The sequence below is a fragment of the Thioalkalivibrio sp. ALJ2 genome (genome assembly GCF_000378325.1).
In the GTDB taxonomy this organism is placed as follows: domain Bacteria; phylum Pseudomonadota; class Gammaproteobacteria; order Ectothiorhodospirales; family Ectothiorhodospiraceae; genus Thioalkalivibrio.
Genome location: NZ_KB899554.1, coordinates 966448 through 983444 on the forward strand (window position 1 = coordinate 966448; position 16997 = coordinate 983444).

The window sequence follows — 16997 nt, forward strand, 5'->3', positions numbered from 1 at the left end:
GCCCCATGACCTTCGAGTTGATCCTTTTCTATCTCTTCGGCGCGATCCTGCTGGGCGGCGCACTGGCGATGATCAGTGTGCGCAACCCGGTGCACGCGGCCCTGTTCCTGGTGCTGTGCTTTGTCGCCGCGGCCGCGATCTGGCTGCTGGCGGAGGCGGAGTTCCTCGGCATCGTGCTGGTGCTCGTCTACGTTGGCGCGGTGATGGTGCTGTTCCTGTTCGTGGTGATGATGCTCGACATCAACCTCGCCAAGCTGCGCGAGGGCTTCACCGAATACCTGCCGGTGGGCATCGTGGTCGCGGTCGCGATGGCCACCGTGCTGGTGGCCGTGATTACCCGCTACATCACGATGGATGTGCCGGAGCGCGCAGGGCCGGAATACGCCAACACCGAGGCCCTGGGCGCGATCCTCTACACCGAATACGTCTATCCGTTCGAGATTGCGGCGGTGATCCTGCTGGTGGCGATCATCGCGGCGATCTCGCTGACCATGCGCAAGCGTCCGGACAACAAGTCGATCGATCCAGGCCAGCAGATGGCGGTCTCCCGCGAGGGTCGGGTCCGCATGGTCTCCATGGCCTCCGAGAAGAAGAAGTCCCCGCGTCGTGCTGCCCAGAGCAGCGATGCGGATGGACAGCAGGACGACTCGTCGAAATAGGCAATCCGAGTAACAAGGCATTCCGGCCAGAGGTCGGGACCCGGACACCGGGGGCGGATGCCGCCCCCGAAAGAACTCAGGGCTAGAACATGATTACGCTAGAGCACTACCTGGTGCTGGCCGCGCTGTTGTTTTCGATCAGTGTGGCCGGGATCTTCCTGAACCGGAAAAACGTGATCGTTCTGTTGATGTGCATCGAGCTGATGCTGCTCGCGGTGAACATCAATTTCATTGCCTTCTCGTTCTTCCTGCAGGACCTCGCGGGCCAGGTGTTCGTGTTCTTCATCCTGACCGTCGCCGCGGCCGAGGCGGCCATCGGCCTCGCCATCCTGGTGTTGCTGTTCCGGAATCGCGGAACCATCAACGTCCAGGACCTGGACGCAATGAAGGGATAACGGGCCATGGATACGATCTATCTACTTATCGTCCTGGCGCCGCTGTTCGGCGCGATCATCGCCGGCCTGTTCGGGCGTCAGATCGGCCGCACCGGGGCGCACAGCGTCACCATCCTCGGGGTGTCGATCTCGTTCATCCTGTCGGTGGTGGTCTTCTGGGCCCATGTGTTCGGTGACGCCGGGGTCTACAACGAAACCGTCTACACCTGGATGGTCTCCGACGGCATCCAGTTCGAGGTCGGGTTCCTGGTCGACAACCTGACCGCGATGATGATGCTGGTCGTCACCTTCGTCTCGCTGATGGTGCACATCTACACCATCGGCTACATGAAGGACGATCCGGGCTACCAGCGCTTCTTCGCCTACATCTCGCTGTTCACCTTCTCGATGCTGATGCTGGTGATGGCGAACAACTTCATGCAGCTGTTCTTTGGCTGGGAGGCCGTGGGCCTGGTCTCCTACCTGCTGATCGGCTTCTGGTACAAGCGGCCGACCGCGATCTACGCGAACATGAAGGCGTTCATCGTCAACCGGGTGGGGGACTTCGGGTTCCTGATCGGGATCGCCGCGCTGGTGTTCTACACCGGCAGCCTGAACTACGCCGATGTGTTCGCCGAAGGTCAGTCGATGAGCGAGGCGACCATCACCATCTGGCCGGGCTGGACCTTCGGCCTGCTGGATCTGGCGCTGATCTTCCTGTTCATCGGTGCGATGGGTAAATCCGCCCAGGTGCCGCTGCATGTCTGGCTGCCGGACTCGATGGAAGGCCCGACCCCGATCTCCGCGCTGATCCACGCGGCGACCATGGTGACCGCGGGTATTTTCATGGTGGCGCGCATGTCGCCGCTGTACGAGTTCTCCGTCCCGGCGCTGTCGTTCATCCTGATCATCGGGGCGATCACCGCGTTCTTCATGGGCCTGATCGGGCTCGTCCAGAACGACATCAAGCGGGTGGTGGCGTATTCGACGCTGTCGCAGCTGGGCTACATGACCGTGGCGCTGGGCGCCTCCGCCTACGCCGCCGGCCTGTTCCACCTGATGACGCATGCCTTCTTCAAGGCGCTGCTGTTCCTGGCCGCGGGCTCGGTGATCATCGCGATGCACCACCTGCAGGACATGCGCGCGATGGGTGGGCTGCGCCGGCACATGCCGATCACCTACGTGACCGCGCTGATCGGCTCGCTGGCGCTGATCGGGTTCCCGTTCTTCTCCGGGTTCTTCTCCAAGGACGCGATCATCGAGGCGGTCGGCTACTCGCAGATCCCGGGGGCGACGTTTGCCTACTGGCTGGTGCTGGCCGGGGTGTTCGTGACCGCGTTGTACACCTTCCGCATGTTCTTCATGGTGTTCCATGGCGAGGAGCGCTATGACCAGGCGCACAAGTACATGCCCGACCATGGCGATGACCACGACGACGAACACGGCGATGATCATCACCACGGCCCGCTGCAGCCGAAGGAATCGCCGTGGGTAGTCACTCTGCCGCTGGTCCTGCTGGCGATCCCGTCGGTGGTGGCCGGCTACTTCATCGGCCCGATGCTGTTCGGCGACTTCTTTGCCGACAGCCTGTTCGTGCTGCCGGAGCAGGACGTGCTGGCGACCAAGGGCGAGACCTACACCGGCGTGATCGGCTTTGTGCTGCATGGGCTGATGCTGCCCGCGTTCTGGCTCGCGATGGCGGGTCTGGGCACGGCCTGGTACCTGTACATGAAGCGGCCCGAGCTGCCGGGCGTGATCGCCGAACGGCTGAAGCTGGGCGTGCGCATCCTCGAGGACAAGTACGGCTTCGACCGCTTCAATGACTGGTTCTTCGCCGGCGGCAGCGTCCGCCTGGGGCGTGCGCTGTGGCGCTACGGTGATGCGCTGATCATCGACGGGCTGCTGGTCAATGGTACCGCGCGCTCGGTCGGCTGGATTTCGGCGCGCATCCGCCACATGCAGTCCGGCTTCCTCTACCACTACGCGTTCGTGATGATCATCGGCCTGCTGGTCCTGATGTTCGCCTTCGTGATCTGAGCGGCTTCGACACCCATGCGCTCGAAGCCCATCGCTGTTTCAAGGAACGACCATGTTTGCTGACTGGCCTATCTTGAGTCTGTTGATCTGGCTGCCGATTCTCGGCGGCTTCCTGGTGCTTGCCGCCGGGCGCGACGCGCCCCATGTGGCGCGGCGGCTCGGGCTCGCGGTGGCCGTGGCGACCTTTGTGGCCAGTTTGCCGCTGTGGTTCACGTTCGAGCGTGGCACCGCGGACATGCAGTTCCAGGAACTGGCCTCGTGGATCCCGGCGTTCAACGTGAACTACCACCTCGGGGTGGACGGCATCTCCATGCCGTTGATTCTGCTGACCACGCTGATCACCGTGATCGTGATCGTTGCGGCCTGGGAGTCGGTGAAGGACCGGATCGCCTACTACATGTCGGCCATGCTGGTGATGGAAGGCCTGATGATCGGCATGTTCGCGGCGATGGATGCGGTGTTGTTCTACGTGTTCTTCGAGGCGATGCTGATCCCGATGTTCCTGGTGATCGGGATCTGGGGCGGGCCGCGGCGCGTCTATGCGACCATCAAGTTCTTCCTCTATACCTTCCTGGGCTCGGTGTTCATGCTGGTTGCGCTGATCTGGATGTACATCCAGTCCGGCAGCTTTCTGATCCAGGACTTCCATGCCCTGCAGATCGGCATGACCGCGCAGATACTGATCTTCCTCGCGTTCTTTATGGCGTTCGCGGTGAAGATCCCGATGTTCCCGGTGCATACCTGGCTGCCGGATGCGCACGTGGAGGCGCCCACCGGCGGCTCGGTGATCCTGGCGGCGATCATGTTGAAGATCGGGGGCTACGGCTTCCTGCGCTTCTCGTTGCCGATCACGCCGGATGCCTCGGCGGTGCTGGATACGCTGATGATCGTGCTGTCGCTGATCGCGATCGTCTACATTGGCCTGGTGGCGCTGATTCAGAGCGACATGAAGAAGCTGATCGCCTATTCGTCGATCGCGCACATGGGCTTTGTGACCCTGGGCTTCTTCCTCGCCTTCTACATCTACCGCAACACCGGTGACTGGGAAGGGGCCTCGCTGGGTATTGCCGGCGGCATGGTGCAGATGATCTCGCACGGCTTTATCTCCGCGGCGATGTTCCTCGCGGTGGGCGTTCTGTACGACCGTCTGCACAGCCGACAGATCTCGGACTACGGCGGTGTGGTGAACACCATGCCCTGGTTCGCCGCGTTCTTCGTGCTGTTCGCGATGGCCAATACCGGCCTGCCGGGTACGTCCGGGTTCGTGGGCGAGTTCATGGTCATCCTGGCCGCGTTCAAGGCGGACTTCTGGATTGCCTTCCTCGCTGCGACCACGCTGATCCTGGCCGCCGGCTATACCCTGTGGCTGGTCAAGCGCGTGATCTTTGGCGCGGTGGCCAACGACAACGTGGCCGGTCTCTCCGACATGAACCGCCGCGAGTTCTTCCTGATGGGCGTGCTGGCCTTCTTCACCCTGCTGCTGGGTGTGTGGCCGGCGCCGCTGCTGGATGTGATGAACGCGACCATCGACCACCTCGTGGCGCATATCGCGCACTCGAAGCTCTGAACGGACGCCTGACATGACTTTCGAGATCCCCAACTTCCTCCCCGCCGTGCCCGAGATGTTCGTGCTCGGGATGGCGTGCCTGATCCTGGTGATCGACGCGTTCCTGCCGGATTCGCGGCGCGACATCACCTACGGCCTGGTGCAGGCGACCCTGGTCGCGGCTGCCGGCCTGACCCTGTGGATGATGGGTCCGGAGACGGTGCTGACCTTCTCGGATACCTTCGTGAAGGACCCGATGGCGGACGTCCTGAAAGTCGCGGTCTACGTGACCAGCTTCCTGGTGTTCCTGTATGCGCGTCCGTACCTGATGGAGCGCGGGATCCACAAGGGCGAGTTCTACATCCTGGGCCTGTTCGCGGTGCTCGGGATGATGATCATGATCTCCGGGCACAACCTGCTGACGCTGTACCTGGGGCTGGAGCTGCTGTCGCTGTCGTCCTATGCACTGGTCGCGTTCTGGCGCGACAACACCCGCGCGACCGAGGCGGCGATGAAGTACTTCGTGCTGGGCGCGCTGGCCTCCGGTCTGCTGCTTTACGGCATGTCGATGATCTACGGCATGACCGGCTCGCTGGATATCGCGGTCATTGCCGCTGAGCTGACGGCGGCGGACGAGAGCCTAAACATCCCGCTGGTCTTCGGTCTGGTGTTCCTGGTGGTCGCGATCGCGTTCAAGCTGGGGGCGGTGCCGTTCCACATGTGGGTGCCGGATGTCTACGACGGCGCCCCGACCGCGGTGACGCTGTTCATCGCCACGGCGCCGAAGATCGCCGCGTTCGCCTTCCTGATGCGCCTGCTGGTGGAGGGCATGGGCCCGATGCATGCCGACTGGCAGGGCATGTTCGTGATCCTGGCCGTGCTGTCGCTGGCGGTGGGCAACGTGATCGCGATCGCCCAGACCAGCATCAAGCGCATGCTGGCCTACTCGACCATCGCCCATGTCGGCTTCGTGTTCATGGGCATCCTGGCCGGGACTGACAGCGGCTACGCCTCGGCGATGTTCTATGTGATCGTCTATGCGATCACCGCGGCCGGTGGCTTCGGCATGATCGTGTTCCTGTCGCGCAAGGGCTATGAGGCGGACCAGATCGATGACTTCAAGGGCCTGGCCAAGCGCAACCCGTGGTTCGCGTTCATCATGCTGCTGCTGCTGTTTTCGATGGCCGGGGTGCCGCCGACAGTCGGCTTCTACGCCAAGCTGGCGGTGATCCAGGCCGCGGTGGGCGCGGATCTGGTCTGGCTGGCGATTGTCGCCGTGATCTTCTCGATCATTGGGGCCTTCTACTACCTGCGCGTGGTCAAGATGATGTTCTTCGACGACCCCCGCGAGGACGCGCAAGAGCCGGTGCAGCCCTCGGGGGCGCTGGCCACCGCGCTCAGCATTAACGGATTGGCGGTACTGCTTCTTGGAATTTTTCCGGGGCTGCTGTTGTCTGTCACCCACTACGCAATCATGGGCTAAGTCGTGACACAGTGGATTCCATTTGAAGTTCTGGTCTGGGGTTTTGTCGTCGTTGCCTTTATTTCGGCAAACCTGCCCTGGCTGACCGAACGCATCGGCCTGATGGTCCTGCCGGCCAGTGGTGTGAAGGGCCCCTGGACCCGTATCTTCGAATGGGTCGGGCTTTATCTGCTGGTGGGACTGATCGGCAAGGGCCTGGAGTTTCAGGCGACTGGAGGCATCCACACGCAGGGTTGGGAGTTCTACGTGATCACCCTGTCGTTGTTCGCGGTGTTCGCGCTGCCCGGGTACATCTGGCGCTACGATCTCCGGCAGCATCTGCGGACTCGCGCGCACCGTTCGCGGTAAGGGGTACGGCCGGGTGCGAGGGGGCTTGGAATCAGGAAAAATCTCGCTCTTTTCCTTGCAGCCCCCAACCCGCTTTGTTATAGTTTCGCGTCTCGGATGCGGGGTGGAGCAGTCTGGCAGCTCGTCGGGCTCATAACCCGAAGGTCGCAGGTTCAAATCCTGCCCCCGCTACCATTTTTCAGAGAGGCCCCATATGGGGCCTTTTTGTTAGGCAGGTCCGTTGTGGCGGTCTTGCCGGGCTGCGCTCCCGCGCGCCAAGCAGTCAGTCTGACTGGCTGCGCTCATCGCTGAGGTGTTCGAGGGGCGTTTATCGCCCTTTTTTTGTTTCCGGGCCCAGGAAAGGGCCGGTTCGTGAATCGTTCCGAGTGGAGTCAGGTGGCGGAAAAGCCCGAACAACTGAAGGCGCTGCTGGCCCCGGTGGTCGAGGGGCAGGGGTTTGTGTTCTGGGGATTGGAGTACCACCCCGGTTCCAAGCCCGTGATGCTGCGCATCTACATCGACAGCCCCGAAGGGGTCACGGTGGATGACTGCGCGCTGGTGAGCGACCAGGCCGGTGCCGTGCTCGAGGTCGAGCAGGCGCTGCGCGGCAACTACACCCTGGAGGTCTCCAGTCCGGGTATCGAGCGGCCGCTGTTCACGCCCGACCAGTACCGGGGATATATCGGACACCCGGTGAAGGTGCGGTTGAGTTGGCCGGAGCACGGGCGGCGGAATTACCGCGGCACGCTGATCGGCGTGGACGAGGAAATGATCGAAGTCGAGGTCGACGGCACGGGCTACGAACTGCCGTTGAACGCTATCCACAATGCGCGGGTCCTGGAACAGCTGTAGACCGGCGCGCGGTTTTTGTTGAATCGGCGGGTAACCGCCGAGGTGCGGAGAGACAAGAGATGAACAAGGAGATCCTGCTGGTCGCGGATGCCGTGGCGAACGAGAAGGGTGTCGACAAAGACATTATTTTCGATGCCCTGGAATCGGCATTGGCCATGGCGACCCGCAAGTATCACGGTGGCAAAATGGACGTGCGCGTGAGCATCGACCGTGAGGAAGGTGACTACGACGCGTTCCGTCGGTGGACCGTGGTCGATGACGAGGACCCCGAGTTCGAATCACCGGAGTACCAGATCCTCCTTTCGTATGCGCAGCAGAAGAACCCCGATGCGCAGGTCGGTGACGTGATCGAGGAGCCGGTGGAGGCCGTGGATTTCGGCCGTATCGCCGCGCAGACCGCGAAGCAGGTGATCGTGCAAAAGGTGCGCGAGGCCGAGCGCGCCAAGGTGGTCGAGGAGTACCAGGACCGCGTGGGTACGCTGGTAATGGGTATCGTCAAGCGCACCGACCGCAACGGCACTTACGTCGATCTCGGCAACAACGCCGAGGCCCTGATCCCGCGCGAACACATGATTCCGCGCGAGACCGTGCGCACCAATGACCGCCTGCGCGGCTATCTCAAGGAGATCCGTCCCGACGCGCGCGGGCCGCAGTTGATCCTGAGCCGGAGCGCGCCGGAGTTCCTGATCGAGCTGTTCAAGCTTGAGGTGCCGGAGGTTGGGCAGGAGATCATCGACATCATGGGCGCGGCGCGTGACCCGGGCCAGCGTGCGAAGATCGCCGTGCGCTCCAACGACCCGCGTCTGGATCCGGTTGGCGCCTGCGTCGGCATGCGCGGTTCGCGTGTGCAGTCGGTGTCCAACGAGTTGGCCGGCGAGCGCATCGACATCATCGTCTGGGACGAGAATCCGGCTCAGTTCGTGATCAACGCGATGTCCCCGGCCGAGGTCCTGTCGATCGTGGTGGACGAGGACAAGCAGTCGATGGACATTGCGGTCGAAGAAGACAAACTCTCCCTGGCCATCGGCCGTGGCGGACAGAATATCCGCCTGGCCTCCCAGCTGACTGGCTGGGAGCTGAACGTAATGACCGAGGAGCAGGCGGCCGAGAAGAGCGAGGCCGAGGCCCAGCAGCTAGTGACCTTCTTTATGGAGGCGCTGGATGTGGATGAGGAAGTGGCCGGCATCCTGGTGCAGGAGGGCTTCAGCACGCTGGACGAGGTGGCGTATGTCGACGAGGCCGAACTGCTGGCGATCGAGGAGTTCGACGAGGACATCGTGGGCGAGCTGCGCAGCCGCGCCAGCGACGCCCTGCTGACCCGAGCGATCGCGGGCGGCGAGAACTACCAGCCCGCGGAGGACCTGCTGAACATGGACGGCATGACCCAGGGCGTGGCCAACAAGCTGGCCTCGCATGGTGTCTGCACCATGGAGGACCTCGCGGAGCAGGCAGCCGACGACGTGGTCGAAATGACCGGATTGAGCACGGAAGAGGCGTCCGAGCTGATTATGACGGCGCGCGCCCCGTGGTTTGAAACCGGGGAATAACCCCGGACGAAGAATCGCGAAGCCCGTGTGACAGGCCGTCGGCTGGCCTGAAAAGAATATGGAATGGAGGTAAGGCGCCATGGCGCAAATGACAGTGCAGCAATTCGCGGAATCGGTTGGGAAGCCGGTAGACCGCCTCATGGAGCAGCTCAAGGAGGCGGGCGTCGAGGTGGATGGCCCGGAAGCGGCCATCACCGATGCCGAGAAGCGCAAGCTGCTCGATCACCTCCGGCAGTCGCACGGGGAGAGTGAGGGTGGCCGCGTGACGCTCAAACGGCGCGCCCAGGCCCAGACCCTGAAGGTGAGCTCCGGGCCCGGACGCTCCAAGACGGTCAATGTTGAGGTGCGAAAGAAGCGCACGATCAAGCGCAAGCCAGCCGAGGAGCCCGTCGAGGCCCCGACCGAAGCCCCGGTCGAGGTCGAAGCTGTGCCGACCCCGGAGCCGACCGCCGAACCGACCCCGACTCCGAAGGAAGTCCCGGCTGAGCCGGTGGCCGAGGAGCCCAAGCCGGAGGAAGTCGAGGTCGAGGAGCCCGCCGCCCCTGAAGTCGAGGCTGCTGCGGAAGAACCGGTTGAGGCTGAGGCCAGCGAAGAGGCCGAAGCACCGGAACCCGAGGCTGAGCCCGAACCCGAACCCGAACCCGAGCCGACCCCGGCTAAGCCGAAGCGCCCGCTGAGCCGGACCGAACAGCTTGCCTTGCAGGTCGAGGCCGAACGCGATGCCCAGCGCAAGGCGCTGGAGGCGCGCAAGCAGGAAGAGGTCGAGCGTGGCGAACGCCAGAAGCGCCGCCAGAAGGAACTGGAGGCTCAGGAGGCCAAGCGCGAGAAAGAAGAACAGGCACGCCTCGAGCGCGAGGCGGCCCAGCGTCAGGCCACCGCCGAGGCCGAAGCCGGCAAGACCGCGGCCGGCGCCGGCAAGGGTCGCAAGACGCGCAAGGACGACCGCAAAGAGCTGCATGTCGCTGGGGATCGTCGTGGTCGGCGCAAGAAGGGCGAGGGCCGCAAGGCGCAGTCCGCCGCCGCGCAGGCCGTTGCGAGCAAGCATGGTTTTGCCAAGCCGACCGCGCCGGTTGTCCGCGAGGTCGAGGTGCCGGAGACGATCACGGTCTCCGAACTGGCCCAGGCGATGGCGATCAAGGCGCCACAGCTGATCAAGGCCCTGATGGGTATGGGCGTGATGGCGACCATCAACCAGTCCATTGACCAGGACACTGCGATGCTGGTGGTCGAGGAGATGGGCCACACGCCGGTCGCGGCGAAGGAGACCTCGGTCGAGGACGAGATCGACACCGGTCTGGAGCAGACGGCGGAGGCCAAGGCGCGCCCGCCGGTCGTCACCGTGATGGGTCACGTCGACCACGGCAAGACGTCTTTGCTGGACTACATCCGGAAGGAGAAGGTCGCCTCGGGCGAGGCTGGGGGTATTACCCAGCACATCGGTGCCTACCACGTGGACAATGGCCACGACGGCGTGACCTTCCTGGATACCCCGGGGCATGCCGCGTTTACCGCGATGCGTGCCCGTGGCGCGCAATCCACCGACATCGTGATCCTGGTAGTGGCAGCGGATGACGGCGTAATGCCGCAGACGCTCGAGGCGATCCAGCACGCGAAGGCGGCGGGCGTCCCGATCGTGGTCGCGGTCAACAAGATCGACAAGCCGGAGGCCGAACCCGAGCGCGTGATGAACGATCTCGCCCAGCACGAAGTGATCCCCGAGGCCTGGGGTGGCGATACGCAGTTCATCAACGTCTCGGCGCATACCGGCGAGGGCATCGACCAGCTGCTGGAGGCCCTGGGCCTGCAGGCCGAGGTGATGGAACTGAAGGCCCCGGCCGAGGGCCCTGCGCGGGGCGTGGTGATCGAGTCGCGCCTGGACAAGGGGCGTGGCCCGGTGGCGACCATCCTGGTCCAGTCCGGCAAGCTGAAGCATGGCGATATCCTGCTCTCGGGCAAGGAATACGGTCGCGTGCGGGCAATGTTCGACGACACCGGAAAGTCGGTGAAGGAGATCGGTCCGTCCATGCCGGTCGAGGTCCTGGGTCTGTCCGGTGTGCCGGAGGCCGGGGACGAGGTTCTGGTGGTTGCGGACGACAAGACCGCCCGCGAGGTCGCCGAGCACCGCGACGCCAAACAGCGCGAACGCAAGCTGGCCGCGCAGCAGGCAGCCAAGCTGGAGAACATCTTCAACCAGATGCAGGAAGGCGAGATCGCGACCGTGAACATCCTGATCAAGGCGGATGTTCAGGGCTCGGCCGAGGCCCTGCGAGAGTCGCTGATCAAGCTGTCCACCGACGAGGTGCGCGTGAAGGTGGTCTCCGCCGGTGTCGGCGGGATCTCCGAGTCCGACCTCAACCTGGCGATGGCCTCCGAAGCGATCGTGATCGCGTTCAACGTGCGTGCCGATGCGGGCGCCAAGCGCCTGGCCGCCGAGAACGAGATCGACGTGCGTTATTACTCGGTGATCTACGAGGCGATCGACGACGTGAAGCAGGCGCTGTCGGGTCTGCTGTCGGCCGAGATCCGCGAAGAGGTCGTGGGCCTCGCCGAGGTGCGCGATGTGTTCAAGGCCTCCGGCTTTGGCCAGGTCGCCGGCTGTCTCGTGGTCGAGGGTGCGGTCAAGCGGGGCAACCCGATCCGCGTGCTGCGCGACAACGTGGTGATCTACGAAGGCGAACTCGAGAGCCTGCGTCGCTTCAAGGATGACGTGAACGAGGTCAAGGCCGGTACCGAGTGCGGTATCGCGGTGAAGAACTACAACGACGTGAAGGCCGGTGACCAGATCGAGGTCTTCCAGCGCGTCGAGGTGGCTCGGAGCCTCTGATGCCCGGGAATCGCGACTTCCATCGTTCCGATCGGGTCGGTGACCAGATCCAGCGCGAGCTGGCGGAACTGATCCGTCTGGAGGTCAAGGACCCGCGCGTGGGGATGATTACGCTGGCGGATGTCGAGGTCTCGCGGGATCTCGCCCATGCCAAAGTGTTCTTTACCCAGCTGGGTGGCGAGGAGAAAGGCCGCGAGGCACAGCAGGGACTGAATCACGCGGCAGGATTCCTGCGCCGTGCGCTCGGTCAGCGGATGCGGCTGCGTAGCGTGCCCCAGTTGCGGTTTGTCTACGACGACACGCCGGAGCGCGGGGCTCGTATGTCCTCTCTGATCGATCAGGCCCTGGCCGAGGATCGCGCGCATCATGCCGATTTGGATGGGGGCGACAGCGGTGACAATGGTGGGTCCGAGGACCCGAAGGACCCGGGCCGCGAGGCCTGATCCCGGCCGGTTTCCTTGATGCCGCGCGCACGTCGCGAGGTCGACGGTATTCTGCTGCTGGACAAGCCCCGCGGGCCGAGTTCTACCCAGATCCTGGGGCGCGTGAAGTACCTGTTGCAGGCCAAGAAGGCCGGTCATACCGGGGCGTTGGACCCGCGTGCGACCGGCCTTTTGCCGTTGTGTTTCGGTCAGGCGACCAAGGTCTCGGGCTGGCTGCTGGACGCCGACAAGCACTACATCGCGGAGGCGCAGCTGGGGGTCGAGACCGATAGTGCGGATCTCGATGGCGCGGTCATCCGCGAGGCGCCGGTGCCGGCCGTCGAGCCGGAGCAGCTGCGGGTGCTGGAGCGGCGGTTCAGCGGGGCGCAGGAGCAGGTGCCTCCGATGGTCTCGGCCCTCAAGCACGATGGCAAGCGGCTCTATGAGCTGGCGCGCAGGGGCGTGGAGGTGGAGCGTCCCCCGCGGCCCGTGCAGATCCATGCCCTGTCGATCGAAGTCATCTCGCCTGAGCGGCTGCGCATCGATGTGCGCTGCAGCAAGGGCACCTATGTGCGCTCTCTCGTGGCCGACATCGGGCATGCGCTGGGTTGCGGGGCGGCGGTCGACAGCCTGCGGCGCATCGGGCACGGCCCATTCGAGGCCGCCGCGATGGTAACGATGGAGCAGGTGGAGGCCGCATTCGAAGCGGGTGGTGCGGCCGCGATCGAGGCCATGCTGCAGGCCCCGGAAACGGCGCTAGGGCACTGGCCCTCGGTTTCCCTCAATGCACAGGCCAGCGCGGCCATGCGCCATGGCCACGCAGCGGGTGCCGAGGCGATCGAGTCCCAGACCCCGGGTGCAGAAGGCGCGCCGGCCGAGGCCGAAACTGGCTGGCCGCTGGTGCGGGTGTATGACGCCGAGGGCGGCTTTCTGGCGGTGGGGTCGCGCGAACCGGACGGCCGGGTGCGGCCCCGCCGCCTGTTTGTCGCGGCGTCCTGACGACGCCGCGGTTCTTTCTATTCAAGGCCGGTACGTCGTGCTAACATTGCGCGCCTATCGCCAGCGCCACTGGTCGATTAACGGTCAAGTAATCTCAGGAGTCAGGTTTTCATGTCGCTCACTACCGAAGAAAAATCGGCCATCGTCGAGAAGCACAAGCGCGATGCCAACGACACCGGTTCGCCGGAAGTCCAGGTCGCGCTGCTCACGGCCCGCATCCAGCATCTGATGGGGCATTTTGAAAAGCACAAGCAGGACCACCACTCGCGTCGCGGGCTGCTGAAGATGGTCAGCCAGCGGCGCAAGCTGCTGACCTATCTCAAGCGCAATGACCAGGACCGCTATCAGGCCCTGGTTCAGGAGCTTGGCCTGCGCCGCTAAGGCAGGCACAACGGGCCCGCGCCACTGGTGCGGGCCCGTTCAGTTTCAGGGGCGGCCGCGCAGGGGTGCTGGTCGGCCCATCGCAAGCAAGACCGATGCACGCATTACGGGAAACGGGATATAACGTGGCACACAAGAAGTCGTTCCAGTACGGAAACCATACCGTCACCTTCGAGACCGGTGACATCGCCCGCCAGGCCAGTGGCGCCGTCCTCGTCAACATGGCCGAGACCGTGGTCCTGGTGACCGCCGTCGCGCGCAAGGAGGCCGAGCCAGGTCGCGACTTCTTCCCGCTGACCGTGAATTATCAGGAACGGACCTACGCCGCCGGCAAGATCCCGGGTGGTTTCTTCAAGCGCGAAGGGCGTCCGAACGAAAAGGAAACGCTGACCTCGCGCCTGATTGATCGTCCGATCCGCCCGCTGTTCCCCGAGGGTTTCAAGAACGAGACCCAGATCGTGGCCACGGTCATGTCGATCAACCCCGAAGTCGATCCCGATATCCCCGCCCTGCTGGGCGCCTCCGCCGCGCTGGCGCTGTCCGGTGTCCCGTTCGCGGGCCCGATCGGGGCCGCGCGCGTCGGCTATCGTGCCGGTGAGTACCTGCTGAACCCGACCTACAGCGCCCTGGAAGACTCCGATCTCGACCTGGTCGTGGCGGGCACGGAGCATGCCGTGTTGATGGTCGAATCGGAGGCCAGCGAGCTCTCCGAGGAGGCGATGCTGGGCGCGGTGATGTTCGGCCACGAGCAGATGCAGGCCGCGATCCAGGCGATCAAGGAACTGGCGGCTGAGGCCGGGAAGCCGGCTTGGGACTGGCAGGCACCGCCGTCCGAGGCGTCGCTGGAAGACCGCGTCAAGGAGGCCGTGGGCAACGACCTCGTCGAGGCCTATCAGATCGCCGAGAAGCAGGCGCGTACCCAGCGCATTAGCGAGCTGCGCAGCCAGGCCGTCGACGCGATCGCCAGTGAAGACGAGTCCGGGCCGAGCGCGGAAGAGGTGAAGACGGCATTCCACGATCTCGAGTACCGCCTGGTGCGCGACCGCATTCTGGATGGCAATCCGCGTATCGACGGACGCGACAACAAGACCGTACGCCCGATCGGCGTCCAGACCAGCGTGCTTCCGCGTACGCACGGCTCGGCGGTGTTTACCCGCGGCGAGACTCAGGCGCTGGTCGTGGCCACGCTGGGCACGGATCGCGACGCCCAGGTGATCGATGCGATCGAGGGCGAGCGCCGTGACCGCTTCATGCTGCACTACAACTTCCCGCCCTATTGCACCGGCGAGACCGGTTTCGTTGGCTCGCCCAAGCGCCGCGAGATCGGGCACGGGCGCCTGGCCAAGCGTGGCGTGGCGGCCGTGATGCCGAAGGCCGAAGAGTTCCCCTATGTGGTGCGCGTGGTCTCCGAGATCACCGAGTCCAATGGGTCCAGCTCCATGGCATCCGTCTGCGGGACCTCGCTCGCGCTGATGGATGCGGGCGTGCCGCTGAAGGCTCCGGTCGCGGGGATCGCAATGGGCCTGATCAAGGAAGGCGAGCGTTTCGCCGTGCTGTCGGACATCCTGGGCGACGAGGATCACCTCGGCGACATGGACTTCAAGGTGGCCGGTACCACCAATGGTGTGACCGCGCTGCAGATGGACATCAAGATCGACGGGATTACCCGCGAGATCATGGAGCAGGCGCTGGCGCAGGCGCGCGAGGGCCGGATGCACATCCTTGGCTGCATGAACGAGGTGCTGCCGAGCCACCGCGAGGAGATGTCGTCCCACGCGCCGCGCTTCATCACCATGAAGATCAACCCGGACAAGATCCGCGACGTGATCGGCAAGGGCGGGGCCACGATCCGTGCCCTGACCGAGGAGACCGGTGCGACGATCGACATCCAGGACGATGGCACGGTCAAGGTTGCCTCCACTGACCAGGCCGCCGGCCTCGAGGCCAAGCGCCGTATCGAGGAGCTGACCGCCGACATCGAGGTCGGCCGTCAATACACCGGCAAGGTCGCGAAGATCATGGACTTTGGGGCGTTCGTCTCCATCCTGCCGGGCCGTGATGGCCTGGTGCACATCTCGCAGATCTCCGACGAGCGGGTGGAAAACGTGGCGGACTTCCTGTCCGAGGGCGACTCGGTCACTGTGAAGGTGCTGGAAGTAGACAAGCAGGGGCGCATCCGCCTGAGCATGAAAGCGGTCGAGTCCGAGGCCTGATCTGGGCTCCGTCACGCAACGGGCACCCTTGGGTGCCCGGCCATCGGTATTCGGGACGTAACGGCATGGATCTGGTCAGTATCCGCAAGAGCTACAAGCGCTACGCCCGCCACTACGACGCCACCTTCGGGCGGGTGTTCGCAACCGGTCGCGAACGCGCCCAGGAGACCCTGGCGCCGCTGTCCGGCAAGCGCATACTCGAGGTGGGTGTGGGCACCGGACTCTCGCTGCCGGACTATCCGGACGACTGCGAGATCGTCGGGATCGACGTCTCGCGCGAGATGCTGGATGTCGCACGGGGCCGCCTGAATGGTGGGCTCCCCGCGGTCTCCGGCCTGTGCGAGATGGACGCCGAGCAGCTTGCGTTCGCCGACAGCAGCTTTGATGCGGTGGTCGCGATGTATGTCGCCACCGTGGTGCCCAACCCGGATCGGCTGTTTGCCGAGATGTGGCGCGTTTGCCGTCCGGGCGGGCAGATCCTGGTGATCAACCACTTCGCGTCTAGGCAGTGGCTGCTGCGCGGGTTCGAGCGCTGTCTGCGCCCGTTGTCGCGCGCGGTCGGCTTCCGACCGGACATGGAGTTCGAGGACTTCGTGAGCGTGACCGGTCAGGAACCGGCGATGGTGGCCCCCGCCAGCCTGTTCGGATATTGGAAGCAGGTGGAGTTCCGCAAGCCCGCGCACGCCTGATGCTGGCGGCTCGGCCCGCGTGCATGCGGGCGCGAGTTTGCCTACACTACGCGCCGCACGCTGTTCCTGCCTGGAGCCCGCCGTCTGGCGGGTTCTCGCGTTTGCGACGCAGGATAGCCCCCGTTTATTCAACCTTACTCAGGAGAGCCAACATGGCCGCAGAACGTACCCTGTCCATTATCAAGCCGGATGCCGTTTCCAAGAATGTGATCGGCGAAATCTACAGCCGTTTCGAAAAAGCCGGCCTGCAAGTCGTAGCCGCGCGCATGATGCAGCTGAGCCGCGAGCAGGCCGAGGGCTTCTACGATGTGCACAAGGAGCGCCCGTTTTTCAACGATCTGGTGGAGTTCATGATCTCCGGTCCGGTGATGGTGCAGGTCCTCGAGGGCGAGGGCGCGATCGCCAAAAACCGTGAAATCATGGGTGCGACCAACCCGAAGGACGCGGCCCCGGGCACGATCCGTGCGGACTTCGCGACCTCGATCGACGAGAACGCCGTCCACGGCTCGGACGCCGCGGAAACCGCCGCGCGCGAGATCGAGTTCTTCTTCGGCAACGACGGCGTCTGTCCGCGCACCCGCTAAGCGCCGGTCGGGAAAGGGCGCGGTCCCCGTCGCGGCGGCGCCTTTTCTCCCTGCTACGGG

At 64.4% G+C, this 16997-nt stretch carries 15 protein-coding genes and 1 tRNA gene; all 16 read left to right on the forward strand.

Annotated features, from left to right (window positions below; translation table 11 throughout):
• Positions 1 to 5 precede the first annotated feature (5 nt).
• The 16 genes from F468_RS0104550 (at position 6) to ndk (ending at position 16937) form a co-directional block, all read left to right on the forward strand.
• A complete protein-coding gene (locus F468_RS0104550; RefSeq protein ID WP_018138270.1) occupies positions 6 to 659 on the forward strand; it encodes an NADH-quinone oxidoreductase subunit J in 654 nt (217 codons plus the stop codon).
• Positions 660 to 748: 89 nt separating this feature from the next.
• Entirely contained in the window at positions 749 to 1054 is a 306-nt protein-coding gene (gene nuoK, locus F468_RS0104555) for an NADH-quinone oxidoreductase subunit NuoK (protein ID WP_012982131.1), read from the forward strand.
• A gap of 6 nt (positions 1055 to 1060) precedes the next feature.
• Positions 1061 to 3070, forward strand: coding sequence for an NADH-quinone oxidoreductase subunit L (nuoL, locus tag F468_RS0104560; RefSeq protein ID WP_018138269.1), 2010 nt, complete (start codon positions 1061 to 1063; stop codon positions 3068 to 3070).
• Between the two features lie 52 nt (positions 3071 to 3122).
• The gene (locus F468_RS0104565) at positions 3123 to 4637 is read left to right on the forward strand and encodes an NADH-quinone oxidoreductase subunit M (protein WP_018174736.1); all 1515 of its coding nucleotides are present in this window, start codon (positions 3123 to 3125) and stop codon (positions 4635 to 4637) included.
• A 13-nt stretch (positions 4638 to 4650) separates the two neighbouring features.
• The gene (nuoN, locus tag F468_RS0104570; RefSeq protein ID WP_018138267.1) at positions 4651 to 6099 is read left to right on the forward strand and encodes an NADH-quinone oxidoreductase subunit NuoN; all 1449 of its coding nucleotides are present in this window, start codon (positions 4651 to 4653) and stop codon (positions 6097 to 6099) included.
• 3 nt (positions 6100 to 6102) lie between these two features.
• Complete coding sequence (locus F468_RS0104575; RefSeq protein WP_018138266.1) at positions 6103 to 6447, forward strand: DUF2818 family protein; 345 nt, start codon at positions 6103 to 6105, stop codon at positions 6445 to 6447.
• A 97-nt stretch (positions 6448 to 6544) separates the two neighbouring features.
• Positions 6545 to 6621 (forward strand) — tRNA-Met (locus tag F468_RS0104580).
• Positions 6622 to 6822: 201 nt separating this feature from the next.
• Complete coding sequence (gene rimP / locus F468_RS0104585; protein ID WP_026182197.1) at positions 6823 to 7278, forward strand: ribosome maturation factor RimP; 456 nt, start codon at positions 6823 to 6825, stop codon at positions 7276 to 7278.
• A gap of 59 nt (positions 7279 to 7337) precedes the next feature.
• On the forward strand, positions 7338 to 8825 hold the full coding sequence (gene nusA / locus F468_RS0104590; RefSeq protein WP_018174738.1) for a transcription termination factor NusA: 1488 nt from the start codon (positions 7338 to 7340) through the stop codon (positions 8823 to 8825).
• A gap of 79 nt (positions 8826 to 8904) precedes the next feature.
• Positions 8905 to 11649: a translation initiation factor IF-2 gene (gene infB / locus F468_RS0104595; protein WP_018174739.1), complete on the forward strand. Its 2745-nt coding sequence runs from the start codon at positions 8905 to 8907 to the stop codon at positions 11647 to 11649.
• Positions 11649 to 12092 (forward strand): 30S ribosome-binding factor RbfA, encoded by a 444-nt coding sequence (gene rbfA, locus F468_RS0104600; protein WP_018994680.1) that lies wholly within the window; start codon positions 11649 to 11651, stop codon positions 12090 to 12092. The genes infB and rbfA overlap by 1 nt, the downstream gene beginning before the upstream one ends.
• An 18-nt stretch (positions 12093 to 12110) precedes the next feature.
• On the forward strand, positions 12111 to 13070 hold the full coding sequence (truB, locus tag F468_RS0104605) for a tRNA pseudouridine(55) synthase TruB (RefSeq protein WP_018994681.1): 960 nt from the start codon (positions 12111 to 12113) through the stop codon (positions 13068 to 13070).
• Between the two features lie 111 nt (positions 13071 to 13181).
• Entirely contained in the window at positions 13182 to 13451 is a 270-nt protein-coding gene (gene rpsO, locus F468_RS0104610; RefSeq protein ID WP_012982141.1) for a 30S ribosomal protein S15, read from the forward strand.
• Between the two features lie 125 nt (positions 13452 to 13576).
• Positions 13577 to 15664, forward strand: coding sequence for a polyribonucleotide nucleotidyltransferase (gene pnp, locus F468_RS0104615; RefSeq protein ID WP_018994682.1), 2088 nt, complete (start codon positions 13577 to 13579; stop codon positions 15662 to 15664).
• A 65-nt stretch (positions 15665 to 15729) separates the two neighbouring features.
• Positions 15730 to 16353 (forward strand): class I SAM-dependent methyltransferase, encoded by a 624-nt coding sequence (locus F468_RS0104620; protein ID WP_018649005.1) that lies wholly within the window; start codon positions 15730 to 15732, stop codon positions 16351 to 16353.
• A gap of 152 nt (positions 16354 to 16505) precedes the next feature.
• Positions 16506 to 16937, forward strand: a complete 432-nt coding sequence (gene ndk, locus F468_RS0104625) for a nucleoside-diphosphate kinase (protein ID WP_018138258.1) — start codon at positions 16506 to 16508, stop codon at positions 16935 to 16937.
• Positions 16938 to 16997 lie beyond the last annotated feature (60 nt).